General features: G+C 63.1%; 19 protein-coding genes and 2 pseudogenes. 5 read left to right on the forward strand and 16 right to left on the reverse strand.

The genetic code is table 11. The features are described 5' to 3' along the window. The first annotated feature begins 146 nt into the window (after positions 1-146). On the forward strand, positions 147-353 hold the full coding sequence (locus tag ACUCCZ_RS05690) for a DUF7455 domain-containing protein (RefSeq protein WP_016667527.1): 207 nt from the start codon (positions 147-149) through the stop codon (positions 351-353). A gap of 159 nt (positions 354-512) precedes the next feature. Here ACUCCZ_RS05690 and ACUCCZ_RS05695 read toward each other — a convergent pair whose 3' ends face one another. From ACUCCZ_RS05695 to ACUCCZ_RS05715, 5 genes and pseudogenes are all read right to left on the reverse strand, one after another. Then, entirely contained in the window at positions 513-1,094 is a 582-nt protein-coding gene (locus ACUCCZ_RS05695) for a GNAT family N-acetyltransferase (protein ID WP_435916638.1), read from the reverse strand. Between the two features lie 115 nt (positions 1,095-1,209). Further along, positions 1,210-2,484: an FAD-dependent oxidoreductase gene (locus ACUCCZ_RS05700; RefSeq protein WP_435916639.1), complete on the reverse strand. Its 1,275-nt coding sequence runs from the start codon at positions 2,482-2,484 to the stop codon at positions 1,210-1,212. Positions 2,485-2,538: 54 nt separating this feature from the next. Continuing rightward, positions 2,539-2,832, reverse strand: coding sequence for a hypothetical protein (locus ACUCCZ_RS05705; protein ID WP_069101449.1), 294 nt, complete (start codon positions 2,830-2,832; stop codon positions 2,539-2,541). Then, a pseudogene (locus ACUCCZ_RS05710) lies at positions 2,810-3,591 on the reverse strand (hypothetical protein). Before ACUCCZ_RS05710 ends, ACUCCZ_RS05705 begins: the two are co-directional and overlap by 23 nt. Before the next feature lie 120 nt (positions 3,592-3,711). Continuing rightward, entirely contained in the window at positions 3,712-3,951 is a 240-nt protein-coding gene (locus tag ACUCCZ_RS05715) for a GNAT family N-acetyltransferase (RefSeq protein ID WP_435916640.1), read from the reverse strand. Between the two features lie 133 nt (positions 3,952-4,084). On the opposite strand from ACUCCZ_RS05715, the gene ACUCCZ_RS05720 reads away from it, so the two are divergent. Beyond that, positions 4,085-5,038 (forward strand): alpha/beta hydrolase family protein, encoded by a 954-nt coding sequence (locus ACUCCZ_RS05720; protein ID WP_435917020.1) that lies wholly within the window; start codon positions 4,085-4,087, stop codon positions 5,036-5,038. Here ACUCCZ_RS05720 and ACUCCZ_RS05725 read toward each other — a convergent pair. Further along, complete coding sequence (locus tag ACUCCZ_RS05725) at positions 4,982-5,590, reverse strand: TetR/AcrR family transcriptional regulator (protein WP_435916641.1); 609 nt, start codon at positions 5,588-5,590, stop codon at positions 4,982-4,984. The genes ACUCCZ_RS05720 and ACUCCZ_RS05725 overlap by 57 nt on opposite strands. A 107-nt stretch (positions 5,591-5,697) precedes the next feature. Here ACUCCZ_RS05725 and ACUCCZ_RS05730 point away from each other — a divergent pair, with 107 nt between their 5' ends. Next, positions 5,698-8,268 (forward strand): glycoside hydrolase family 2 protein, encoded by a 2,571-nt coding sequence (locus ACUCCZ_RS05730; RefSeq protein ID WP_435916642.1) that lies wholly within the window; start codon positions 5,698-5,700, stop codon positions 8,266-8,268. Between the two features lie 69 nt (positions 8,269-8,337). On the opposite strand, the gene ACUCCZ_RS05735 is transcribed toward ACUCCZ_RS05730, so the two are convergent. Next, positions 8,338-9,801: an RNA polymerase sigma factor gene (locus ACUCCZ_RS05735; RefSeq protein ID WP_435916643.1), complete on the reverse strand. Its 1,464-nt coding sequence runs from the start codon at positions 9,799-9,801 to the stop codon at positions 8,338-8,340. A 331-nt stretch (positions 9,802-10,132) separates the two neighbouring features. Between ACUCCZ_RS05735 and ACUCCZ_RS05740 the strand changes: the two genes are divergently transcribed. Next, positions 10,133-11,071, forward strand: a complete 939-nt coding sequence (locus ACUCCZ_RS05740; protein WP_435916644.1) for a sigma-70 family RNA polymerase sigma factor — start codon at positions 10,133-10,135, stop codon at positions 11,069-11,071. A gap of 87 nt (positions 11,072-11,158) precedes the next feature. On the opposite strand, the gene ACUCCZ_RS05745 is transcribed toward ACUCCZ_RS05740, so the two are convergent. The 9 genes and pseudogenes from ACUCCZ_RS05745 to ACUCCZ_RS05785 form a co-directional block, all read right to left on the reverse strand. Next, a complete protein-coding gene (locus ACUCCZ_RS05745; protein ID WP_435916645.1) occupies positions 11,159-12,055 on the reverse strand; it encodes an acyl-CoA thioesterase in 897 nt (298 codons plus the stop codon). Positions 12,056-12,162: 107 nt separating this feature from the next. Then, a pseudogene (locus ACUCCZ_RS05750) lies at positions 12,163-12,234 on the reverse strand (hypothetical protein); the annotation flags it as partial. Beyond that, positions 12,235-12,474, reverse strand: a complete 240-nt coding sequence (locus tag ACUCCZ_RS05755; protein WP_462981550.1) for a 1,3-beta-galactosyl-N-acetylhexosamine phosphorylase N-terminal domain-containing protein — start codon at positions 12,472-12,474, stop codon at positions 12,235-12,237. It abuts the pseudogene before it with no gap. 314 nt (positions 12,475-12,788) lie between these two features. Continuing rightward, positions 12,789-16,880 (reverse strand): ATP-dependent RNA helicase HrpA, encoded by a 4,092-nt coding sequence (gene hrpA, locus ACUCCZ_RS05760; protein ID WP_435916647.1) that lies wholly within the window; start codon positions 16,878-16,880, stop codon positions 12,789-12,791. Between the two features lie 457 nt (positions 16,881-17,337). Next, positions 17,338-18,192 carry a universal stress protein gene (locus ACUCCZ_RS05765; protein ID WP_435916648.1) on the reverse strand — a complete coding sequence of 285 codons (855 nt, stop codon included), beginning with the start codon at positions 18,190-18,192 and terminating at the stop codon, positions 17,338-17,340. Positions 18,193-18,275: 83 nt separating this feature from the next. Then, complete coding sequence (locus ACUCCZ_RS05770) at positions 18,276-19,208, reverse strand: T3SS (YopN, CesT) and YbjN peptide-binding chaperone 1 (protein ID WP_435916649.1); 933 nt, start codon at positions 19,206-19,208, stop codon at positions 18,276-18,278. Positions 19,209-19,401: 193 nt separating this feature from the next. Beyond that, a complete protein-coding gene (locus ACUCCZ_RS05775; protein WP_435916650.1) occupies positions 19,402-22,254 on the reverse strand; it encodes a vitamin B12-dependent ribonucleotide reductase in 2,853 nt (950 codons plus the stop codon). An 81-nt stretch (positions 22,255-22,335) separates the two neighbouring features. Further along, positions 22,336-22,842: a transcriptional regulator NrdR gene (nrdR, locus tag ACUCCZ_RS05780; protein WP_435916651.1), complete on the reverse strand. Its 507-nt coding sequence runs from the start codon at positions 22,840-22,842 to the stop codon at positions 22,336-22,338. A gap of 224 nt (positions 22,843-23,066) precedes the next feature. Beyond that, positions 23,067-23,417 (reverse strand): hypothetical protein, encoded by a 351-nt coding sequence (locus ACUCCZ_RS05785; RefSeq protein WP_435916652.1) that lies wholly within the window; start codon positions 23,415-23,417, stop codon positions 23,067-23,069. 280 nt (positions 23,418-23,697) lie between these two features. Between ACUCCZ_RS05785 and ACUCCZ_RS05790 the strand changes: the two genes are divergently transcribed. Further along, a complete protein-coding gene (locus ACUCCZ_RS05790) occupies positions 23,698-24,381 on the forward strand; it encodes a LexA family protein (protein ID WP_435916653.1) in 684 nt (227 codons plus the stop codon). Positions 24,382-24,384: the final 3 nt, after the last annotated feature.

Here is a 24,384-nt window from a genome sequence, read left to right on the forward strand (position 1 = left end):
GATAGCCTATCGGCAGGCTCGGACAGGGCTCTGCGGAAAATGTCCGCCCCCCGTGGGGTCCATTCCGCGATACTTCTGGGAACATTCCGCCGATGACGTACGTTGTTCAGTACGGTGACCGAACGCATGAACCGGAGGAGGTTGTCATGAGCACCACGATGATCGAGCACCACGCCCTCACCACTGCGGACCGTTGTGATCGTTGCGGCGCACAGGCCTACGTGCGCATCACACTGCGCAATGGTGGCGAGCTCCTCTTCTGTGCCCACCATGCCAGGGCTCACGAGGACAAGCTGAAGCAGGTGGCCCTGCACATCCAGGACGACACCACGAAACTCTCCTCCCATACCTGAGGAACCCGCGATCGTCGGCGTGTCGGGGTCTACCGCCCCGGACGGCGGTGCAGCGCCGAATTCGCCCCCCTGGCTGCCCACGCCGTTGCACTGTCCGGTGCCACCGGCGACCCCCAGAGTTGGGTGTCTGGCAACGACCTACAGCAACCAGGTGGACCGTCATTCGGCTTCGATCACGTCCCCGCGGATGAGCCGTTGGAGCTCCACCCCACCGAGCGAATCGTCGACCGCACCATCGGTGTCGTCGACGTGGAACCCGTGACGCTCGTAGAACGTGATCGCGCGGGCGTTGTCGGCGAAGACCCACACGTAGGCTGAGCGGTGCCCGATGCAGGCGTTGAGGAGATCGTCCGAGGCACCGCAGTTACGAGCTTCGGGAAGGACGTGAAGGGTCGCAACCTCCCACGGGGTGGGAGCATCCGGGCTGGTGGAGATACGTGCCATCGCCACTCCGACGGTCCTCATGTCGAGGCGATCGACAAGGATCTTGAAGACCGCGCCGTCGTCCATGAACTGCTTCCACTGCTCAATCGTGGTGTGGACGATACCGGGGCCAGTAACCTCGGTGAGGATGTCATTGGGGATCACCCCCTGACCAATCTCCCGGAAGCACACTGCTTGAACAGCCGCAGCCTCAGGCAGGTCCTCACGATGAGCATCCCTGACGACGAAACGACCGGGAGCGGTGGCCGAGTCGTGCGCCGATCTTGACGACGTGTCAACATTGACTGACGTATCCATGGCCTGATCCTATCGGTCCGAGGTCTCAAGGAGGCCCGATTCGCAACGGTCAGGGGGGTGGCACCGAGACCGGCACCACCCCCCTTCTGGTCACCTCGCGACCTAGCTTCTCACCTCACTCGAAGAACCGGGTCACCAAGTCCTTGGAGTAGTGGCACACCTCGTCAAAATCGCCGAAGCTCATGATCTCTCCGGCGTAGAAGGTGTTGCGGCGACCCTGCATGCCCTCGACCTTCTCGTACCACCCGGCCTTATAGTCCTCCGAGCTGACGTGCGGGAAGTAGTACCAGGTCTGCTCCTCAATGATCTTCTCAACCGGGTGACCGAAAGTCTCCATGTCATCGAGGACCATCTGGCGGCACTCCTCCTGAGTCTTGTCCGCGTAGTCGGGATGGTTGCGCAGCAGGTAGGTCGTGATGATCTGGTGCGGATCATCGGCCCAGCGGTGGTAGTAGACCATGACGTGGCCGAGGCGTTCAGGCCTCATGTTGTCCGGGATGTACCCGGAGATGGTCGGATACTCCTTCACCAGGCAGGCATCCACCATGTACTGCTCATGGATGATCTTCGAGAAGTACTCCTGCTCGTCCTCGTCGGCGTCGGAGTAGTCGAGGAATTTCTCCAACGGGACGGTGAGGACGAGGACGTCGAACTCGTGGTCCCAGTCAGTGGTGTGGATTTGAACCTTACCGTCCTCGCGGGTGATGCGAGTGATGTCGACGTTGCGCTCGGCCGGGTGATCCAAGGTGGCGTTGAGGTGCTCGAACATCGCCTGAGTGCCGTCAGCCCACGTCCACAGGTCTCCCTTGGCAAACGACATCATGGTGATGAAGTCGAGGTACTTCAGCACATAGGCAGCCGGGACGTTGTCGAAATGCCCGTAGCCGAAGGCCGTGAAGGGGTTGATCCACAGGTCCCGAGCAGCCTCGCACCCGTTGAGGGCGAGGAACTCGTCGAAGGGCAGCATGAGATCCTCATGGACCTTGTTGTAGTGACCGTTGGCGTCATAGCCCTGGTACTTCGTCGCGAGGAGCTCTCCCAGCTTCTGCACTGCGGCCATGACCTGAGGACCACGCACTGGATCCTTCTCCGGCACGTAGATCTCGCCGTCCTCGCGCAGGAACTCACGACGCAGTTTTGGTCCGTCGACCTTGTCCCCGGTGCGATCCATGATCTCTTGGGTGGTGTCATAGCTGGGAACGCCCATGATCGCCCCCATCTCATAACGACGACCGCGGTAGTTCGGTGAGTGACACTTGCCGCCGACGTGGTCGGTTCGTTCCAGGATCGTGTAGTCGTGGAATCCGGCCTTTTCGAGGTACATTCCGGCAGCCAGTCCGGCCGGGCCGGCACCGATGATGGCAATACGTGAATCCTTCGAGACGGACATCGTTCTTCCTTGTCAATACGTGGTGAATAGTTTCGGTGGTTGGGTTGGGAGGTCTCAGCGGGCGGTTCGCCGACCGCGAGCCATCTCATCGAGATGTGCCGCCAGTTCCTTGGCACGGCGCTCGGCCTCGGCGTCATTCGATGCCGGAGTGTCCTTGGTCCACCCGTTGTGGGCATTGTTGCCCTCGATGTCGGCGTGGTACTCCTCCCCCGGGGCCGGTGGCCAGTTGGGATCCTCGGTGAATGGGGCGCGCTCGCTAGCTACCCGCGGGAAGTCGCGAGACCAACGAATCTCGGGGTAGGGAATGCGGTATTGCAGCTCGTCGTCAGTCCCATAGGACTTGCCCATGAAGCGCTGGTAGGCGCGTAGGAAAACGTTCTTGCGGGCGGTTCCGACAGCAGCCTTCTCCAGCCCCTGGAACATTCGACGATTCATCATTCCGCCGCCGTCCATCATGACCAGATCCATGAGGAAGGCCGAGATCGGGCTGGACTCCTCGGAGGCCGAGACGTTCCACCGCGAATAGATTCGCGTCCGGTTGCCGCCGTCGAGGGGTTCCAGAGCGATGGCCCAGCTCCAGCGATTCCACGGCATCCCGGGCGGCAACAGGAAGCTTGCGCCGGGGGTGCGAGTGCCGTCTCGGGTGTCGGCGAACCACACCAAGTACTTGCCGGGAACCATGTCGGCGACTTCGGCACCGAAGCCAGCGTAACTCCAGCAGAACATGTCACCGGGCTTGTAGTAGTCCGGGTCCTGCCATGCCTGTTCGACCATGAAGGTGTTGTCGACCGACAGGCCGAACATCTTCTCGAAGAACGTGAACGAGTAGAACCCGGCCGTGGTGGTGTTGAGCTGGTAGACGTGCTTCCAGACCTCATCACAGGGGGCGTCGAGATCCTCCACGTGCGTCAGACGCTTGAATCGCGGCGACCCCTCCGGGACGAGGTCGTCGCCGGGAAGGGTCATCTCGTACTGCTCAGGGGTCCCGTTGACCTGGCTGGAATAGAACTTCGTCGCTCCCTTGAGGAATCCGTAGGCGCCGAGGGCAGCGGCCACCGGCGCTGAGGCAAGGGCAGCAACCTTGCACCGTCGTGGTGTTCTGGACATGACACTCCTTCGTGACCGGCAACCCTGTGTCGGTTCCACCACGACGCCGTGGCGCATCGACACAGGAAATAGTTAGATTCCACCTATTCTAGCTTGTCGCGAACAAGAACCAGCAGATTTTCAGCGAATCCAGCGCTCCAGGAGGTAGGCCGGGTCTTCATCCCGGTGGTCGTCGAGACAACCGTCCGGAGCGAATCCGTTGCGTCGGTAGAAGGCCTTGGCCCGGGCGTTGTCGGGGTAGACCATGACGTAAGCTGGTGAGTCGCCGCTGGCGGTGTCCATGAGAGCTTGCCCCAGCCCCGTGCCATGCAAGCGGGAACGAACATAGAGACTCTCGAGCTCCAGTGGGGTGGGAGTCAAACCAGTCCAGACACCATGGCGAGTATTCGAGGAAGGATTCCTTCCAGCACGTCCTCATGCATTCCGTGACGGCGTGACCGTCTCCCGCGGCCGCCTGTCTGATCCTGATGGCCATGGTCCCTCCTGCGCGAAGATCCTACCGACCGCGGCCCGTGGGTACGGTGGACGCGCGGCAGGCTCGAAAACCTCTCGTCATTCCTGGCTACGCATCGCCTCCGGTCTCGTCGGTCTGGTGCTGGCCCCTCCGGTACTGGCATGGTCAGTGGCCGCGATCCTGCCATCCCACAATGCCCTGACCTTCGTCTCCTCCGTCCTGGTGGGTTCGTTGGCCGTACCGGCGCTCGCCATCGCCGTCATTGCCCTCGTCCTCGCCCTTCTGGCACGAGGTGGTCTGCGGGTGGTGGCCGTCCTGTTCTCGGTGCTGGCCCTCATCGTGCCAACGGCGGCGACTGCGACGACGACGTGGATCACGGATCGCGTCGGCGGGGAGATCAACGTCTTCTCAGCAGCTGCGGTGTCATCGATGGCAGATCATCCTGACGAGACGGTCCGTTACGGATCCGGGCCCGACGAGACTGCCCAGATCTACCGTCCTCGACGCCACAATGCCCCCGTCCTGGTCGACATTCACGGCGGTGGGATGGTCATCAATCTGGCCTACGATGTCGCGAGCGGGACATTGACGAGCTCCTGTGGACCAGTGCGAGCCCCGAGGTCAGTGCTTGCTCTCTACCCGACGGTGGATGTCGCAGCCGTCCAGTCCGTCACCACCCTGGGAGCAGGGAATGCCGCGACGATGTACACCGGTGGCACCCCGGAGCAATTCCCTGACCGCTACCGCGCCGTCAACAGTTCTACCTGGATCACTCCCAAAGCTCCTCCGACGATGGTCATTCAAGGCAACCACGACACCTTCGTTCCACCCTCGAGCCTGCGAGATTTCGTCGCCCGCGCTCGCCAGGTCGGGGTGGACGTCGAACACGTGCAACTGCCGATGCTCAACCACGCCTTCGACGCCCAGGCGCGAAACTCACTGGGATTCCACGTCACCAACCTTGGGCAGACCTTCCTCAGCGCGCACCAGTGATCCACCGGTGAGCACCCGAGCCAAGGCCTCGAGATCCCCGGCGATGTCGGTGTCCTTCTCCTGGATCCACCTCATCTGCAGGCCCTCGGCTGCCGCGACTGCCAGCCGCACGGCCTGCTCATCGTCAATCCCCAGGGCCATCCTGACGACCTCGTGGACCCGTCGGCGGTGCCTCTCCATGAAGGCATGGGCCGGATGGTTGGGGTCGGCGGCCGCCACACTCATGTCGACGAAGAGCTTGGTCAAACCCGGGGTGCGCGTGGTCCCGGCCATGTATGCCCACACGTGGTCGGGGTCGGTGAGTGCACCGGCGTCGACGGCGTGAGCGTCGCGAGCCTCCAAGATCGCGACGAAGAGCTCGTCCATCGTCCCGAAATAGTGCAGCACGCCGGCCTCGGTGAGACCAACCTCGGCGGCAATGGCTGCCAGGGTGGGTCGTTCGCCGGAGCTTGCACCATAGAGCCGCAGGGCGACGTCAAGGATCTCGGCCCTGCGAGCAACCCCTTTGGCGTATGGTCCACGTCGAATCGAGGTTTTCGTCGTCACTGCCATGGCCCCAACGATAGAGGGAAAACACAGATTGCCTTCCCCCTGACCCACCAATGAATACTGAACCGTGCTAGGTTTTAGAGGTGCTTCGGGCCGACAAAGGAGTTCTCATGAGTGCCCTCTTCCAGCTCACCTCAAGCAACCCGCGCGTCGTCGATCCAGTCGAGTTGACTGCCGAGGCCTGCGAGTGGATCGACGCGGTGGTGCCGGGCGGAGTCCACGAAAGTCTCATCGCGGCCGGCGTGATTGATCACCCCTACCTGCGAAACCACGAGAAGGACTGTCGCTGGGTCGAGGACCGCGCCTGGTGGTACCACGGCACGCTACCCGTGCCGAGCGGAGACGAACCCCTCGTCCTGACACTGACAGGAGTCGACACGGTCGCGGACATCTGGGTCAACGGAGAGCATGTCGGCCGTCATGCCAGCCAGTACCGCCCCTTCTCAACCGTCCTTCCAGCCATTGACGGGGACCAGGCCGAGGTCCTCATTCGCTTCGCTCCCCCGCTGGACGGTCTCACCGAGCCGCCCGCCACCCGGGCGATGGTCAACGCCGTGAGTGATTTCCTCGACGCAGCAGCTCCTCAGGAGCTCGACGCCGAGCCCGGAGCCGGGATCCTCACCCTCAATCTGGCCGCGACTCGCCGCCGCAAGGCGATGTTCTCCTGGGGTTGGGACTTCGCCCCGCGCGTTGCCTCCATTGGTCTGACGGGGACGATCGAATTTGTCCGACGCGCTCCTGTCGAGCTCACGCACCGCCTCGAGACCGTCTCCATCTCCGAGGATTCCGCCCGGGTCAAGGCCACCGTGACCGTCACCCACCACGACGGCCCTCGGCCTCTCGGCGTCGATGTCTCCCTGACATCGCCCAGCGGAGAGCGTACCGGCGGCCACGCCCACATCCATGACGGAGTGGCCACGGTCGAGCTGCACATCGAGCATCCCCAGCTGTGGTGGACCCACGACCTGGGCGAGCCGTCGTTGTATCGCGTCGAGGTCAGCGCCCACGACAAGGACGCCAACACCATCGCCACCGAGACTGGGGCCGCCGGCATCCGGACGATCGAGGCGGATCACTCCCCCGACCCCGATGACCCCGAGTGCGACGGACCTGCTCGTCACTTCCGCTTCATCCTCAATGGTGTGCCGATCTTCGCCCGGGGCGCCAACCTTGTGCCACAGTCGATGCTGGTGGGCTCGGTGACCCCGGAACAGGATCGCGATCTCGTACGTGCCTGCCGCAACGGCGGAATGACGATGGTGCGCGTCTGGGGCGGAGGGGTCTACGCCTCCGACGCCTTCATGGATGCCTGCGACGAGAACGGCATCCTCGTCTGGCACGATTTCATGTTCGCCTGCATCGACTACCCCTGTGACGACCAGGAATTCATGTCCGAGGTACGAACCGAGGCCGACTTCCAGACCAGTCGTCTGGCACATCACCCGAGCCTTGCGCTGTGGGCCGGCGGCAACGAGGTGCAGGCCATGCACCAGGCGGTCTGGAACAACCTGGACCCCGGTCGATGGGGATCGGAGATCTTTGACGAGATCCTGCCTGAGGCCGTTCGCCGCAACAGCCCGACCGTGGGTTACTGGTCCAACAGCCCGGCCACCGACGCCGACACCGACCCGCGTGTCAATGGCACCGGGGCTGGCGATCGTCACGCCTGGGAGGTCTGGCACGGAGCCGATGTCGGGGCCGGGACCCACGAGGACTACGCCAGCTCGGCCCAGGCCATGCACTTCCACCGCTATCGCCACGACACCGGCCGCTTCATCAGTGAGTTCGGCATTCACGCCAGCGCTGATCTGCCAACCCTGGAGAGGTGGCTCGGCAAGGACCACCTGAAGCTCGACGACCCGGCGCTCATCGCGCGCAACAAGGACACCCCAAAGGCCAAGGAAATGGCCCTCATCGAGTACGAGGTCGGCAAGCCGACGTCGGTCCAGTCCTATGTCACCTCCACCCAGGTGGTGCAGGCTGAGGGACTCAAGTACGGCATCGAGCACTATCGACGTCGCTGGCCTCACTGCGCCGGCACCTTGGTCTGGCAGCTCAATGAGCCGTGGCCAGGGATGACCTGGTCCCTTCTCGATCACGATCTGGGGGCCAAGCCGGGCTATTACGCCGCGGCTCGGGCCTTCGCTCCGGCCCTGCCGATCCTGCGACTGACCGACGACGCCCTGGAACTGTGGGTCAGCAACGTCCAGCCGACTCGCGTCACCGACACCGTGACCGTCAGCATCGAGGGATTTGACGGCACGGTTGAGCAGACGCACGAGGTCAGGGTGTCCGTACCGGCATCCACGTCAGAGATGGTGTGGTCAGTACCGCGTGCCCAGGTGCCGGTGAATGGCGGCCATTACGTGTGGGTTGAGGGGGCAATACTGCCGGCCAACCGACTCTTCCTGACGCGCACAGCTGACCTCGCTCTGCCCGACTCCGATCTCGATGTCGAGGTGACACCGACGGGAACCACGACGGCGAAAGTCTGGGTGACAGCCTCGAAGTTCGCCTATTTCGTCCGCGTCCTGACGCCGTGGCCCGGCGCCCGCGCTGATGTCTCGGCCCTTGATGTGCGGCCGGGGAAGACGATCGTCATGAACCTCGAGGGCCTGCCCGACAGATTCAATCCTGACGAGATCACCGTCCGTCATTTCCTTGACGACGTCACACCATGATGCCTTGGTCACTCGGACATGATGAAGGGGCGCTCGATCGAGCGCCCCTTCATTCATCGTGATGATTTCTCAGTCGAGGTAGTCACGCAGCACCTGGGATCGGCTCGGGTGGCGCAGCTTCGACATCGTCTTGGACTCGATCTGGCGAATGCGCTCACGAGTGACGCCGTACACCTTGCCGATCTCGTCGAGCGTCTTCGGCTGGCCATCGGTCAGGCCGAATCGCATCGAGACGACGCCGGCCTCACGTTCGGACAGGGTGTCGAGGACGTCGTGCAGTTGCTCCTGCAAGAGGGTGAAGTTGACGGCATCGGCCGGGACGATGGCTTCGGAATCCTCGATGAGATCGCCGAACTCGGAGTCGCCGTCCTCGCCCAGCGGGGTGTGCAGGGAAATCGGCTCACGGCCGTACTTCTGCACCTCGACGACCTTCTCAGCGGTCATGTCGAGTTCCTTGGCCAGCTCCTCCGGGCTGGGTTCGCGTCCCAGGTCCTGAAGCATCTGACGCTGCACTCGGGCCAGCTTGTTGATGACCTCGACCATGTGCACCGGGATACGAATCGTGCGGGCTTGGTCAGCCATGGCGCGGGTGATGGCCTGCTTGATCCACCACGTCGCATAGGTCGAGAACTTGTAGCCCTTGGTGTAGTCGAACTTCTCGACGGCACGGATGAGGCCGAGGTTTCCTTCCTGAATGAGGTCGAGGAAGAGCATGCCGCGGCCGGTGTAGCGCTTGGCCAAGGACACCACCAGACGAAGATTGGCCTCCAGCAGGTGGTTCTTGGCGACCTTGCCATCCTCGGAGATCCACTCATAGTCCTCGCGATCCTCCTCGGGGACCTTGGCGTCCGGGTCGGCCAGCTGCTCACCGGCGAACAGGCCGGCCTCGATGCGCTTGGCGAGGTCAACCTCCTCGACAGCGTTCAGCAGGGCCACCTTGCCGATCTGCTTGAGGTAATCCTTGACGGGGTCAGCGGTGGCACCAGCGACCATGACCGTCTGCTCGGGCTCGTCGGCGTCGTCGTTGTCGGATAGGGAGAACCCTTCGGTCTCCTTGTTGATCCTCTGCTCGTCCTTGGCAGCCTCGTCCGGGTCGTAGTCCTTGTCATCGACGTCGTCAAGGGAACGTTTCTTGCCACCAACGGTCAGCACGATGTCGTCGCCGTCGCGCTCCACCGTCACGTCAACTTCACCGGAGGCAGCCTCGGCGATGGTGGTTTCCTTCTTGGCCTTCGACCTGGTGGTCGACTTCTTGGCCGTGGACTTCTTCGCTCCAGTTGATTTGGTTCGGGCTGCCTTGGCCCCGGAAGCCTTCTTGGCTGCGGGAGCCTTGGCATCGTCGTCAGACTTCTTGGCCGACGACTTCGTGGTCGATGAAGAGCTCGTCTTCGTCGTCTTCCTGGCCCGACCGGCGGCACCGGTCTTGGCAGAGGTGGAACGTGTGCTCTTCCTCGCGGTGGCTGTCTTCGCCTCCTCGTCTGCAGCGGTGTTTGCAGTGCTGGACGTGGTGGTCGACACAGGTATCCTCTCCAAGGACTGGCCAGTCCTTCAGTGCTGTCCCCTCCAAAATGAGCCCGGGAGAATCGGCGAACGAACACCTGACGGACCCAAGGGCATACGACACCCGGCAGGCGTCAAGACCCTGAAACAATTGTGGCACCCCGTCACCGATGACACAAACTGGGGCACTCCCTTCCACCCTCCTGCCAAGGAATGGCTGCACTGCGCAACCGTGTACGACCACAGTCTTATCCTCCGTTTTCGCCCACGACTGCAGGCACTCTTCAGCCGATGAGGGATGACATTCGACCCCTTCGGACGTTGCTATAGGTGTCAGCCAGTCAGACGGAGAAAGGCGGAGCACATGGACACCAAGTCCCGGGTTCGTACCACCGATGGCATTGATGGAAAGGACGCGGTCGGCCTCTACTTGGACGGAATCGCCCGCACCCCACTACTCAATGCCGCAGAGGAAGTTGCGTTGGCCCGCCGGATCGAGGCAGGTGTGTTTGCACGCGCCATCCTCGAGGGTCATGCCAAGACCACATCGGATGCCACCGAGGAGGAGCTTCGTCTCATCGCGGCTGACGGTGACCAGGCGATGGCCCACTTCGTACGCGCCAACCTGCGGCTGGTCGTTTCAGTGGCCCGCAAGTACGGTCGCTCCCAGATGCCCCTGCTCGACCTCGTACAGGAGGGCAACACCGGCCTCATCCGCGCCGTCGAGAAGTTCGACTACGCCAGGGGTTTCAAGTTCTCGACCTACGCCACCTGGTGGGTTCGTCAGGCCATCAGCCGTGGCATTGCTCAGCAGGGCCGCATCGTCCGCCTCCCGGTGCATGTCGCCGAGCAGGTGAACCAGGTCTCGTCCGCTCGCCGCAACCTCGAGCGTCAGCTGGGCCGCGAGCCCGAGACCTCTGAGATCGCCGACGAGCTGGAGATCACCGAGGAGCGTGTCATCGAGCTCATCCGTTTCGGACGCGATCACGTCTCCCTCGATGCTCCGGTGGAGGACGACGGCGACACCAGCCTGGGTGACCTCATCGCCCGTGAGACCTCCCCCGGCCCCGACGACATCGTCCTGGATGCCGAGGACCGTGGCCGCCTCGAGGGTCTCCTCGACGATCTCGACGAGCGTTCCGCCGACGTCGTGCGTCGTCGCTACGGGCTCGTCGACGGTCGTCAGGCCAAGCTCGCGGACATCGGCAAGGTTTGGGGAATCACCGCCGAGCGCGTCCGTCAGATCGAGCGCGCCGCCTTGGCCACCATGCGTCAGCGCAACCTGGCCACCATGGCTGCCTGACCCCTACAACCAACCTGACACGACGATGGGCCCAGAGACGTCTGGGCCCATCGTCGTGTTTTCAAGGGATTGTCGTTCAACGGATTGTCACTGCCCGGGGCCGAGCGGGAAGGTCACCGAGGCGTCCACCTCATTGGCGTCCACCAGCTTCATGACTCCCTCCTGGCAACAGGACGCGATGAGTTTTCCGTCCTGCATCAAGCGGCCCATGGAAAATCCGAGCAGACCCGAAGCACTCGGGGAAACTTGGTCGTAGAGCATCCACTCATCTGCCTTGGCGGTGCGATGGAACCACATCGCGTGGTCCAGGGATGCCGGATTGACGATCATGCCCGGTGGGATCGACCCCAGATGGGGCATGGCGGCACCGGCCATCAAGCTGATGTCAGAGATGTAAGCCAGAATCGCCCGTTGCACGACGCGGTCATCAGGAAGGCTCGCGGTGGTGCGCACCCACAAGCTCAGATGGGTGGCGTGAGTGGGATCGACGAGGTTGGACCCGTCACTGGCCAGCCGGACGTCGAGGGCGTCCCATTCCTTGACTGTCGGCATCGGCCGTCCGAACATTTGCTCCAGAGCCTGCGCCAGGGTCGGGCACTTGTCCGGGCCAGGCAGGTAGCCCGGCATCGGATCGGAGTGCTCCGGTCCGTTCTCGCGGTTCTTGAAGGACAGCTCGGCGGTGAAGATCGTCCGGCCATGCTGGCGCGCATTGACCCGTCGAGTGCTGAAGGTCCGTCCGTCACGAATCCGCTCGACGTCGAAGATCATCGGCAAATCAGTGCGACCAGCGTGAAGGAAGAGGGCATGCATGGAGTGGGCAGTGCGCTCGGGAACCGTGCGAGCACCCGCCACCAAGGCCTGGGCAAGCACCTGCCCGCCAAAGGTTCGCTGCCACGTTGTGCGAGGTTGTTTGCCTCGGAACAAGTCGAGATCAAGGGCCTCAAGGTCGAGCAGGTCAAGCAATTCAGCGGTTGTCGATGGCATCCACCCACTGTGCCAGATCGGCGGGTCCCACACGGCGGACTCGGGTTCTCGTCGTCCCGCCCAGCTGCCCACCAGATCGCCCGGTGCAGCAGCCGCGAGTTGTCGACGGTGTAGGGCAGGCCAGCCAGGTAGAGCGCAGTCTGCTTGTCGTACAGGGCATGGGCGACCATATGAGTCATTCAGGCGCGACGGGCGCACCAGCAGTTGAGGAGCCCGACACCGAACGCGGCGGTGCGCGAGAGCCTCCCGTCACTGCGCTCCCGGCTGTCTCGCAATTCCTGGCAGATCCGCGAGATCCTCTCTACGAGCTCCGGGTACTGGCTGGCCGGCAGGAGGTGTCCGCCGTCGCCAATGCGGTTGAGGGGGTTGCCGAGGATGGCTCGCCGAGTCTGCACCCATAAGGTGTTCGCCTTTCCCACTGGATCCCCCTCATCGTCGAACACGCCGGGGAATAGGGCAAGAATCGTTCCTCGGTGCAGCCGCCCCAGGAATGTCGCAGATCAATCTGGCAGATGGTGAGCGATCCAACCCAAGCCCACCACGGCATCCAGATCGGTGGGGCGAAGGGGTTGACAGCCCTCCGGGGTGATCTGTCAGCTGGTGCCGGCCTCACAGACCTTCGTGAGGTGGTAGGAGAAGGTCAGGTGGGGTCGCCTTCCAGTGATTCCTCGTGTAGTTGCCCATCCCCCAGCTGGCAGAGTGACTCGTCGCGGGGCACGGGGATCAGACGTGTTCAGGCCGAGGACACCTTGTCCATTGCCGAGCGGATCCGCTTCGGGGAGACGGTGACCCTGGTACCGAGACGCTGGGCGAAGTACTGGACGCGAAGCTCCTCCAGCATGAACCCGATCTCCTCGACCTCAGCGGGAAGCTTGCCGGCCGGCTGTTCCTCACACAGGGCGTCGTACTCGGCCAGCAGTGGCTCCAACTCAGCCATCTGGCGAGGATCACGTGACGGATTCGTCGTGAGGGATTCGATGCGCACGCTCACCCCCTGGATCCATCGCGGCATGTCGTCGTACCAAGGATCCGGGGTGGCCGAGATGAAGTTCTCAAAGACGAGATCGTCAATCTGAGCGGTGATGTCGGCGCGGATGACCGGATCCGAGACCGTTGCCAGGGCCTGACGAGCCTCGACAACTCGGGTGAGGATCCGCCCAACGGTACGCACCACACGCGCCATCCGGTCGGCCTGGTCCTGACGGACTGCCAAGGAAAGGTCATCGAAGGACTCCTTGGTACGGATCCCTGACAGGTCATCAGCCTTCTCGTGGGCAACCGAGGCGACCGCTTTGTGGCGGGCGTCGGCCAACAACGCCGGCACGGTGGGATACGGCGAGGTCGCCAAGGCCAACTTCGTGGCATTGTCCATGTGTGAGACGACCCATTTCGTCGGGTCGGGCAGGGTGAGGACGAGCAGCCTGACGACTCCGGCGGCATGACTGGCGTGTTGAGCCCTTGGAGTGTCGAGGACGGTCGTGCCGACCGCTGTGCCCTCGTCGACCAGGCATGGGTAGCCCACGGCGTCGGCACCCTTGCGCAACAGATCGACCCGTTCCGGAATCGGATCGAAGGTCCACCGCGTTGCCCCATGGATCTGGGGTCGTCCGGCAGCCTTGGTCAAGGATTGCGAGACCTTGGGGGCCAGATCGCTCTGGAGGGACTCGAGGTCCTCGGATCTGGCAATGTGCTTGGGCTGGGAGAGGGCCGACTTGTTCATGCCCTTCTTCCCCGACTCTTTGCCGACGGCACGGCCCTCGGCGTCAATGATGTCGAAACCGACACGCAGGTGGGCCGGGATGACGGCAGTGTTCCAGTCATCCGTGTCGACGATGACTCCGGTGAGGGCCCGCAATGCCCGTCCGAGTTCCTCGGTGAAGGGGGCCTCACGGTCGGCGTCGTTGTCCTCGAGCCAAGTCAGCGCAGCACGAGCGCGGTCAGGGGCGGGGACGAGCTGAGTGCGAATCGGCTTGGGAAGGGCTCTGATGAGCTCGATCGCCAGTTCGGTGCGCAGACCCGGGACTTGCCAGCTGAAGGGCGCCGTTGGAACCTGGTTGAGCAGGGCCAGCGGGATGGTGACGGTGACGCCGTCATGGCCGGATCCCGGTTCGAAGACGTAACGTACCGGAAGGTCGAGATTGCCAATTCTCCAGTGATCGGGAAAGGCATCGGCGTCGACCGAGTCGGAGTCGACGAGGTCGTCAAGGGACAGGTCAAGTTGGTGACGGTCCTGGACACGTCGCCACCACGCGTCGAAATGGGATCCCGAGACGATGCCCTCGGGAACACGACGGTCGTAGAAGGCAAAGATGGCGTCGTCATCGGCGACCAGTCCGCGCTGACGGCTGCGCTCCTCGAGATCGACTGCCTCGTCCCGGATACGGTCATTGTGCTTGAGGAAGCCATGGTTGGATCGCCAGTCTCGCTCCACCAGGGCGGAACGGATGAAGATCTGCCGGGACACGACCGGATCGATGCGTCCGTAATTGACGTGACGATCGGCCCACAGCGGCACCCCGAAGAGGGTTGCCCGCTCCGTGGCAACCACGGAGGCCGACGAAGCTGCCCAATGCGGTGCTGCCCACGTGCGCTTGATGAGCGGTCCAGCGACCTCCTCCACCCACTCCGGCTGGACAGCGGCCACCGTCCGGGCCCACAGCCTGGAGGTCTCCACCAGCTCGACGGCGACGACGAGTTCCGGGGACTTTCGCGCCAACAGGGAACCGGGATTGATGGCGAATGTGGTTCCCCGGGCACCGATGTACTCCTGGGGTCCGGGACGCTGACCCCGACGCTTCGAGGATCCCCGGAGCTGGGCCAAGCCGATGTGGGAGAGCAACCCCGACAGCAGCGCAACGAGGACGCGGTCGGTCGGAGCCGGGGTGCGGTTGACCTCCAGGTGCAGTTCCTTGGCGATCTGGCGCAGCTGGCCGTGCAGATCGTCCCATTCGCGCACGCGCAGGTAGTTGATGTACTCGTCGCGACACATCCGACGGAAGGCCGAAGAGCCCATCTGACGACGCTGGTGCCGCAGGTAGCGCCACAGCCGGTGGATGGCCATGATGTCGCCGCCCTCGTCAATGCCACCAGGCTGGGGCTCAGCAGCGGGCTTGCTCGGACGCGAGTTGGTGTGCGGAGTGTGGCGTGCCGGAGTTCCCGGTTTCAGGGTGTTCGTCGTCTCGTTGCGCACGCGGGACTGACGGACCTGGGACCAGTCCCCCACCCGATTGTTGTCGGAGTTGTCGACGGCCTGAAGGGTCTGCAGCAGGTTCGTCTCGCAGGCGAAACGTCGATGGAAGCTGTCAGCCTCCTCCCGCTTCTCGACAGGGCGCTCCCGGACATCGCGGATGGACAGCGCCGCGACGATGACGAGGACCTCGGCAAGACTGCCCTGTGTCGACCCCTCGAGCAGCATACGTCCCAGGCGTGGATCCAGCGGGACGCGGGCAAGCTGGTGGCCGATCTTGGTCAGTCTGGGAGCATCACGGTGGCCGGGTTTGAGAGCTCCCAGTTCGTCAAGCAGACGGATTCCATCGTTGATCCGGGAACGGTCTGGGGCCTCGACGAAGGGGAAGTCGGTGATGGCACCGAGCCGGGCCTGGGCCATCTGGAGGATGACGGCGGCCAAGTTGGTACGCAGGATCTCCGGCTCGGTGAATTCGGGACGGGACCCGAAGTCGGCCTCGGAGTAGAGCCGGATGCAGATGCCGGGGGCAACGCGGCCACATCGTCCGGCTCGCTGGTTGGCACTGGCCTGGGAGACGGGCTCGATGGGGAGACGCTGCACCTTGGTACGCATCGAGTACCGCGAGATACGAGCAGTTCCCGGATCGATGACGTACCGGATGCCCGGCACCGTCAGCGAGGTCTCGGCGACGTTGGTGGCCAGTACGATGCGCCGGCCACCGTGCGGGGTGAACACGCGATGTTGTTCTGCTGCCGACAGTCGAGCGAAGAGCGGAAGAATCTCGGTATCGGCCAGTTTGAGGTCGGTCAAGGCCTCGGTGGTCTCCCGGATCTCCTGCTCGCCGGCCAGGAAGACGAGGATGTCGCCACTTCTTCCTTCCCGGATGAGTTCCTCGACAGCCCGACAGATGCCGGTGGCCTGATCTACGACCTCGTCATTCAGGTTGCTCGAAGCAGGAGCTGACGGGCGCTCCGAGAAATCCTCGTCGCCATCGTCGTCGACACGGGCCTGCTCGGAGGGGTCAAGAGGACGATACCTCACCTCGACGGGGTAAGTACGTCCGGAAACCTCAATGACGGGGGCGTCATCGAAATGGGCTGAAAACCTCGCGGTGTCGATGGTGGCCGAGGTGATGATGACCTTGAGATCGGGACGCCGCGGCAGCAGCTGTTTGAGGTAGCCAAGCAGGAAGTCGATGTTGAGGCTGCGTTCGTGGGCCTCGTCGATGATGATGGTGTCGTGGGCACGCAGGTCGCGATCATGGGAGATCTCGGCCAACAACACACCGTCGGTCATGACCGTCAAGGCTGTGTCGGAGGTGGCGCGACGGGTGAATCGCACCTGAAATCCGACCTGTTCCCCCAGATCGACCCCCATTTCCTCCGCGACACGTTCGGCGACGCTGCGGGCGGCGATCCGGCGAGGCTGGGTGTGGGCGATGTGTCGCCGTCCCAATGCCAGGCAGATCTTGGGTAGCTGGGTGGTCTTTCCCGAACCTGTCTCACCGGCGACAACCACGACTTGATGGTTCTGAATGAGATCAGCGATCTCGTCGGCATGTGCCGCGATGGGAAGCTCGGTGTCGAAGGCGACGACTCCCCCACCGGGCAGCTCACCTTCCAGTCGTGAATCAGGCATGACCGGCTCAGTCTATGTGAGAGGTCGGACACTCGGCGACGAGCTCCAGAGTGATCAAGGTCGCGTGAGTCAGGCGGAGAAGATCTCCATCCGCTGACACCTCGGCGATCTGGTCGCCCCTGCAGAGCTGTCGTGGACATGTGCGGCGTCTTGCAGACCCCGACGACGTGGTTCAGGGCCATGATGCCATCACCGGTCATCGCATAGTCTTGGTGAAGGAACTGATGATCATGGTGCAACTACCCGTACCAGGAAGGGTCATCATCGAGATGAAGGGCACCCAAACGGCACGTTTACACCGAGGTGACGGCCCGCAACACGCGTTTCATTGTGGTCTGTTTCAATCTCCATGACGACGGTGCTGACCCCCATTGGACGTCAGCACCTTCGACTCATGAACCGTGTCAAGGTGACTCCCGTTCGCAACAATGCCACAGTGGTCCGTCAGGTCACCGGGTCAGTGACAAATGGCCAGTGGGGACTGCGCGTGGGCCATGATGCCGCGGCTGACTCCGCCGGCAGTCCATCCCAGGATCGGGTGCTTCTTCATACCGATGACGAGGAGGTCGACGTCGCCGGACAGGTCGACCAGAGCGTCCACCGGCTCGCCGGAAAGCACCCGAGTCTCGACCTCGACGTCGGTATGCTCGTTGGCGATCGGCTTGACGACCTCGTTGAGTCGCTTGAGGGCCTCGTCATGGACCTTCTGGGAATCCTGCCCGGGAACGGTCACAGCGACCAACTTGCAGCCACGAAGGTCGGCCTCGGCGAATCCGAATCCCAGGGCAGCAGTTCCTGCGCTCTGGGGGCCGACGGCGACGGCCACGCACTTCTTGCCACCGGTCGGGTCCGGGTTGGAGGCACGGGAGATGACGACGACGGGTGCCGCGGACATGCCAGCCACGGCCACCGAGGTCGATCCGACGAACATCCGCTCGAGTCCGGAACTGGCACGACGGCCGACAACGACGAGCTGGGCGTTGGCGCTCCGGTCGGCAAGGATGGCTGCCGGGTTGCCCAGGACCACCTCACCCGAGATGCGATCGGCATCCATGTTGCGCCCCTTGGCGACATTGATGGCGTCATCAACGACGACCTGACCGGCATCCTGCAGGGCGGTCGGGTCATAGACGACACCCCAGGCGCCGGCGACAGCAGCATCGTCAACAGCGTGGAGAACGATGAGATCGGCGTCCATCCTGATCGCGGATCCTGCGGCGTACCGGGCAGCGCGCAGACCGTCCTCCGAGCCGTCGACTCCAACGATGACGGTGGTACGACGAGCCTTCGACGAGGTTCGATCGTCGGTCATGGTGATCCTCCTCAGTAAGACATCAGGGGCATCAACCCCTTCTCACATTGTCCCACCACTTGGCTGGTTGCAAGGCGATCAGGTCAGGATCCTTCTTCAAAAGTCGTTCTGCCACGCAGTTTGCGAGCCAGTTCGTTATCCAATCCGTCAGCCAGCCTGGACATGATGGAGACCGCCTGGTGCAGGTGCGCCGCGACGAAGGGACGAGCCATCACTGACATCGTGACGAAGACCCGATCCTGATGCAGGGCGAAGCGTCCGTAACGTGACTGCACGTTGAGGTCATTGAGAACCTCGACGGCCCGGGATCGTCCCTCGATGTCATGGACGAGGGCTGCGAAGAGCAACAGTTCAGAGGCGTCGGGAGTGGTTCGCACGAACACCATGCAGGTTCCCACCCGGATGGCGAAATCTCCCTCGCTGTCGCGAATCGCAGGGTGCCCGAACATCTGGGACAGTTCGTCGGCCACCAGGCGGTCGAGATGGTCCTTGTCGACCGGCATGATGGCGGGGACGCTGGCCGCCTCGGTGGGAGACAGCGGGGGTTCGGGCTGCAGGATTTCCGCGAGTGGGTCGGGGGCCAGGAAGACCGGGTGAGGGACACCGAAGATGTCGCGAAGGGTCGTCACTGCCAGTTCGGCAAGCTGTTCGCTGTCATCCTGGTTTCGGTAGACCCAGTAGTTGTCAGTCTTGTGAGAGGTACAGGTTCCAGGGTCCTGCCATCCCAGGGAGCTCAGCCCGTCGAGCTGACCGGGGGTGAGCCGAGAGCTGTCCGGCAGACAGCTGTTGCTGGACGCCTCGGCGAGAATCATCGCGGTGTCATTACTGCGATCGGGGTCATCCTGCACGAACCGGATGAAGGGCGCGGTGTCATTGCGCGCCGACATGGTCGAGATCGTCAATTCACCATCATCGTCGATGACGGAGACGACCTCGGCCAGACGCTCGGTGAACTGGTCCCAGGCCTGTGCTGTGCTGCGGTCCAGGTCGAACACGAAGTCTGGTGGCTCGTCCATGCCTCCAACCTAGTAGGTCCGAAACCAGATGTGCAGCCTGGGCTCGGTTTCCAGTGCCACCTGGTGAACATGCATGACGAGGTGCACGCGTGGACCTTGACACCCGGAAACCGGCGGGCGCAGCGAGACGACATGCCAGGTGCCGGGGCACAACCTCTGCTGTACCCCGGCACCTGGTCAGATCAGGACGTCATCAGCTGCAACCGCTGGTGGATCCACAGCCCTCGCAGACGTAGCAGGACCCCGACGGACGCATCTTCGTTCCGCAGGTCATGCACAACGGAGCGTCGACCTCACGGCCCATCCGCTCCTCGAGCAGCTCGGCGCTGGTGTGGGCACCACCGACTCGCTCGGGGGTCTGCTGGGCAGCGAAGAGACCAGGCTGGTTGGCACCGTCTTCGTGGACCCGAACGCGGTCAGCCGGGGTTTCCTTGAGGGTCTCGGAGTCGATGAGCTCGCCCTCATCCTCGTCTGACAGGTAGGAACCGGTCTCCACGTACCGGGCACGCTCGGCAGCAGTGTAGATACCCAGCTCGGCGCGCTCATCGAAGTCCAGGTAGTCCAGGGCCAGGCGACGGAACACGTAGTCGATGATTGACGAGGCGATCCGGATGTCCGGATCGTCAGTCATGCCAGCAGGCTCAAACTTGAGGTTGGAGAACTTCTGGACGAAGGACTCCAACGGCACGCCGTACTGCAGACCGATGGACACCGCGATGGAGAAGGCATCCATGACTCCGGCCAACGTCGATCCCTGCTTTCCGAGCTTGAGGAAGATCTCGCCCAAGCGGCCGGAATCATAGGCGCCGGTCGTGAGGTAACCGCCAGCTCCGGCGACCTGGAAGCTCGTCGTGCGGCCCATGCGCGACTTCGGCAGACGCTGACGACGCGGACGGTACTCGATGCGAACCTCCGGCTCGGGCGTCTCCTCCTCCTTCTTCTTGACCTCGGAGAGGGGCTGGCCAACCTTGCAGTTGTCACGGTAGACGGCCAGGGCCTTGAGGCCGAGCTTCCAGCCCTCCATGTAAACGTTGGCGATGTCCTCGACGGTGGAGGACTCCGGCAGGTTGACGGTCTTGGAGATGGCACCAGACAGGAAGGGCTGAACGGCAGCCATCATCCTCACGTGGCCCATCGGCGCGATGAAGCGGTTACCCATGGCGCAGTCGAAAACCTCGTAGTGGGCCTCGTCAAGGCCGGGAGCTCCAACGACCGAACCGTTGTCGGCGATGTGGGCCACGATTTTCTCGGACTGTTCAGGGGTGTAGCCGAGATTCTTCAGGGCACGCGGCACCGTCTGGTTGACGATCTGCATGGACCCACCACCGACCATCTTCTTGAACTTCACCAGTGAGAAGTCGGGCTCGATCCCAGTGGTGTCGCAGTCCATCATGAAGCCGATGGTGCCGGTCGGCGCCAGCACCGAGGCCTGGGCGTTGCGGAAGCCGTTGACGTGCCCTAGCTTGACGACCTTGTCCCATTCAACCTTGGCAGCAGCCAGGACAGTGGTGTCGTTGTCGTGCAGCGGATGAACCTGACGGTTGGCGTCACGGTGCTTGGCCATGACGGCCTGGTGCGGCTCGACATTCTCTGCGTAGCCAGCGTACGGACCGACGATGGCCGCCAACTCAGCGGAGCGTCGGTAGGATACACCAGTCATGAGGGAAGTGATGGCAGCAGCCAGGGCACGACCACCGTCGGAGTCATACCCCAGGCCCAGAGCCATGAGAAGGGCACCCAGGTTGGCGTATCCGATTCCGAGCTGACGGAAGTTGCGAGTGGTCTCCCCGATGGCTTCGGTCGGGAAGTCGGCGAAGCAGATGGAGATGTCCATCGCGGTGATGACCAGCTCCACGGCCTTGGTGAACTTCTCGACGTCGAAGTGATCGTTCTCGTCGAGGAACTTCAACAGGTTGAGGCTGGCCAGGTTGCACGAGGAGTTGTCCAGGCTCATGTACTCCGAGCACGGGTTGGAGGCATTGATCCGACCGGTGTTTGGGTTGGTGTGCCAAGCATTGATGGTGTCGTCGTACTGCAGACCGGGGTCGGCGCACTCCCAGGCGGCCTGGGCGATCTTGCCGAAGAGCTCCTTGGCATCGACGGTGTCGAGCACCTTGCCCGGCTCGGTGCGGGAGGTCAGCCCAAACGGCTTGCCCTGCTTGACGGCCGTCATGAAGGCATCCGAGACGCGCACCGAGTTGTTGGCGTTCTGGTACTGGACACTGGTGATGTCCCGGCCACCCAGGTCCATGTCGAAGCCGGCATCGCGCAGGGCGCGGATCTTGTCCTCCTCGCGAGCCTTGGTCTCGATGAACTCCTCGACGTCCGGGTGATCGATGTCGAGGACGACCATCTTGGCAGCGCGACGGGTGGCGCCACCGGACTTGATGGTTCCGGCAGACGCGTCGGCACCACGCATGAAGGACACCGGACCGGAAGCCGTACCCCCGGAGCTCAACAGCTCCTTGGAAGAACGAATGCGGGAAATGTTGAGACCGGCACCAGAACCACCCTTGAAGATGAATCCCTCTTCCCGGTACCAGTTGAGGATCGACTCCATGGAGTCGTCCACCGAGAGGATGAAACAGGCGCTGACCTGCTGAGGACTCGTCGTGCCGACGTTGAACCACACCGGGGAGTTGAAGCTGAAGTACTGGTGAACCAGCAGCCAGGTCAGCTCATCACCAAAGACCTTGGCGTCCTCGTCAGAGGCGAAGTAGCCGCTTTGACGTCCGGAGGTCACGTAGCTGTTGACGACGCGGTCGATGAGGGTCTTGAGGCTGTCCTCGCGGGCCGGAGTGCCCAGGGCGCCACGGAAGTACTTGTTCGTGACGATCGTCGAGGCGTTGACGCTCCAGAAGTCGGGGAACTCAACTCCGCGCTGCTCGAAGACCACGTCACCGGTGCGCCAGTTCGTCTGGACGACGTCGCGACGCTCCCACGTCACCTCGTCGTAGGGATGGACGCCCTCGGTGCTGAAGGTGCGCTCGACGTGCAGCCCCTTGGAGCGGCTCGTCCTGCGTGATGCGGACTTGGTCTCAGTCATGGCTCCCTCTAGATACTCGGTGATACGGGTGGTTTGATGTCGGTACTTGTCGTGAACTGAGGCACGCTCGGCCACGGCTCGTCAGAACAGCGGCTCGTCCTGCTTCGAAGGCCGCTTGCGGCCCGAGGACCGCGGTTTCTCAGGGGACTCGTCGCGCAGCCGATCGATCTCAGTGGCGAAGTCCTCGATGGTGTCGTACTTGAGGTACACACTCGCGAACCGCAGATAGGCGATGGGATCCAGCTCGCGAAGTGGGCCCAGGATTGCCAACCCAACCTCGTCGCTCGGAATCTCCGCGACTCCTCGGGCTCGAAGACCGTCCTCGACGCGTTGTCCCAACAAGGCCAGGTCGGCGTCCGTGACCGGGCGTCCCTTGCATGCATTGCGCACACCACGGATCACCTTGTCCCGGGAAAAGGGTTCTTCGATGCCGTTGCGTTTGTGAACCGTCATCTGCATGCGCTCGATGGTGGTGAACCGTCGTTCGCACACGGGACACTGCCGTCTCCGACGGATCGCGGTGCCGTCCTCGCACACTCGGGAATCCAGGACTCGCGAGTCGTCATGCTGACAGAACGGACAGCGCATTGTCGCCTCCTTCCCCGATCTCGCTGGGTTCCTAACGGCAGATTCGCCGTCGACCCGGAACATTACTCCGAACTCGGACCAAAAACACAACTTGTAGGGATGGCAATACTGTCTACCACAACATCTGGTGCCGCGGAGGATCATTGAGGATGCGCGTGATCGTCCGTCAAGCTGCCACGCGCGACACGCCGAAGACGCTCAGTCCATGCGACCACCTTCCACGGTCAGGATCTGACACCAGGCACGTCGCCCGACTGATGTCCATCGATCTGGACGACGGCGGCCGGGTCGGAATGACCACTCTCGGCGTCGCCCCGCCACACCTGGCCAAGACGTCCCAGGGACAGGATCACACCAACGATCATCACAGCAACCGTGGCCATCACGGCGACGTCCCAGAACCGATCGTGGACGGGTTCATGGTGTGCGACGGCACCAGGACGCCCTGCCATCAAGTCCCGACGATCGATGACGACCACCGGTTCGGCCAGCTCATCCTGCCACGGCCCGACAACCAGGTCACCTTGCCGACTGGTCGTCGTCTCAACATCCCACTCGTACGTCTGAGCACTCATCGGATCACCTCTCTGTCAACGAGAGCCATCCGCTCCCGTCAGCGGCCCCGAGATGACTCCCGGGGAGGGCCCGGCGGCGAACCTCCGCCAGTGCCATCAATGACATCCGGCCCAACCGACAGGTTCGCCGCCACCAGGGTGGAACACCAGAAGAACAGCCTAGTCAGAAGTATTTTCCAGGTTCTTTGAAAACTCCTGTCGCCATGGTCCCCACGCTCCGGAGCAGGTGTCGACCAAAGCTGATGGGGAACTGTCGTACCCGACCTATACCGTGACTGCTATGACCATCGATACGTCCGGAACCGACTCCTCGGACCCGGCCGCCGTCTCTTCGGCCGTCCCGTTCACCACCACCCGTGAACCTTCTGCCAAGGAGCGTGCGGTGCTGGCCGCAGTCAAGGAGGGGCTGCGTCGCGACGGCCGCGCACCGACTGTTCGCGCCCTGGCTGACATGACGGGAGCAGCCAGCACCTCGACTATCCAGAGGCGTATCTCCGCGCTCATCGATCTCGGCCTGCTGCGACGCACTGATGGCACCCTCGAGGTCGTTGAGGACGTCGTCGACGTCAACGATCCGCAGGGACCCCACGCCTTTCAGATCGAGGTTTTCAACCCGAGTGAGATTACCGATGCCAAGCATCACGACACTGCCATCGCGGTTCCCTCCCAGTTGCTGGGCCACGGAGACCACGTGGTGGTCGTCGTCCGCGACGACGGGATGACACCCGATTTCCATGTCGGGGACCTTGTCCTCGTCCGGCAACTGCCCGTGACGGACCTTCCCGACAACCCGCCCGAAACCTATTTCGTGGCGGCCACAGTCGGTGGTAAGACCATCGTCCGTTCCTTGGCCAAGCTCGGCGGGAAACCGTGGCTAATGGCCTCGAACCCCGCTCATTCACCGGTCAACCTCGATGATGCTTCTCTCGTCGGCCGCGCCGTCTCGGTCATGAGACGACTATGACTC

It is taken from the genome of Cutibacterium nasicola (genome assembly GCF_052654715.2).

What these genes read in the sequence shown, in the direction of transcription:
- ACUCCZ_RS05790 (WP_435916653.1), top strand. Translation starts at nt 23,698, where the DNA reads ATGACCATCGATACGTCCGGAACCGACTCCTCGGACCCGGCCGCCGTC.
- ACUCCZ_RS05730 (WP_435916642.1), top strand. Translation starts at nt 5,698, where the DNA reads ATGAGTGCCCTCTTCCAGCTCACCTCAAGCAACCCGCGCGTCGTCGAT.
- ACUCCZ_RS05785 (WP_435916652.1), bottom strand. Translation starts at nt 23,417, where the DNA reads ATGAGTGCTCAGACGTACGAGTGGGATGTTGAGACGACGACCAGTCGG.
- ACUCCZ_RS05770 (WP_435916649.1), bottom strand. Translation starts at nt 19,208, where the DNA reads ATGGACGAGCCACCAGACTTCGTGTTCGACCTGGACCGCAGCACAGCA.
- ACUCCZ_RS05700 (WP_435916639.1), bottom strand. Translation starts at nt 2,484, where the DNA reads ATGTCCGTCTCGAAGGATTCACGTATTGCCATCATCGGTGCCGGCCCG.
- ACUCCZ_RS05765 (WP_435916648.1), bottom strand. Translation starts at nt 18,192, where the DNA reads ATGACCGACGATCGAACCTCGTCGAAGGCTCGTCGTACCACCGTCATC.
- ACUCCZ_RS05690 (WP_016667527.1), top strand. Translation starts at nt 147, where the DNA reads ATGAGCACCACGATGATCGAGCACCACGCCCTCACCACTGCGGACCGT.
- nrdR (WP_435916651.1), bottom strand. Translation starts at nt 22,842, where the DNA reads ATGCGCTGTCCGTTCTGTCAGCATGACGACTCGCGAGTCCTGGATTCC.
- ACUCCZ_RS05725 (WP_435916641.1), bottom strand. Translation starts at nt 5,590, where the DNA reads ATGGCAGTGACGACGAAAACCTCGATTCGACGTGGACCATACGCCAAA.
- ACUCCZ_RS05740 (WP_435916644.1), top strand. Translation starts at nt 10,133, where the DNA reads ATGGACACCAAGTCCCGGGTTCGTACCACCGATGGCATTGATGGAAAG.
- ACUCCZ_RS05695 (WP_435916638.1), bottom strand. Translation starts at nt 1,094, where the DNA reads ATGGATACGTCAGTCAATGTTGACACGTCGTCAAGATCGGCGCACGAC.
- hrpA (WP_435916647.1), bottom strand. Translation starts at nt 16,880, where the DNA reads ATGCCTGATTCACGACTGGAAGGTGAGCTGCCCGGTGGGGGAGTCGTC.
- ACUCCZ_RS05705 (WP_069101449.1), bottom strand. Translation starts at nt 2,832, where the DNA reads ATGGGCAAGTCCTATGGGACTGACGACGAGCTGCAATACCGCATTCCC.
- ACUCCZ_RS05775 (WP_435916650.1), bottom strand. Translation starts at nt 22,254, where the DNA reads ATGACTGAGACCAAGTCCGCATCACGCAGGACGAGCCGCTCCAAGGGG.
- ACUCCZ_RS05745 (WP_435916645.1), bottom strand. Translation starts at nt 12,055, where the DNA reads ATGCCATCGACAACCGCTGAATTGCTTGACCTGCTCGACCTTGAGGCC.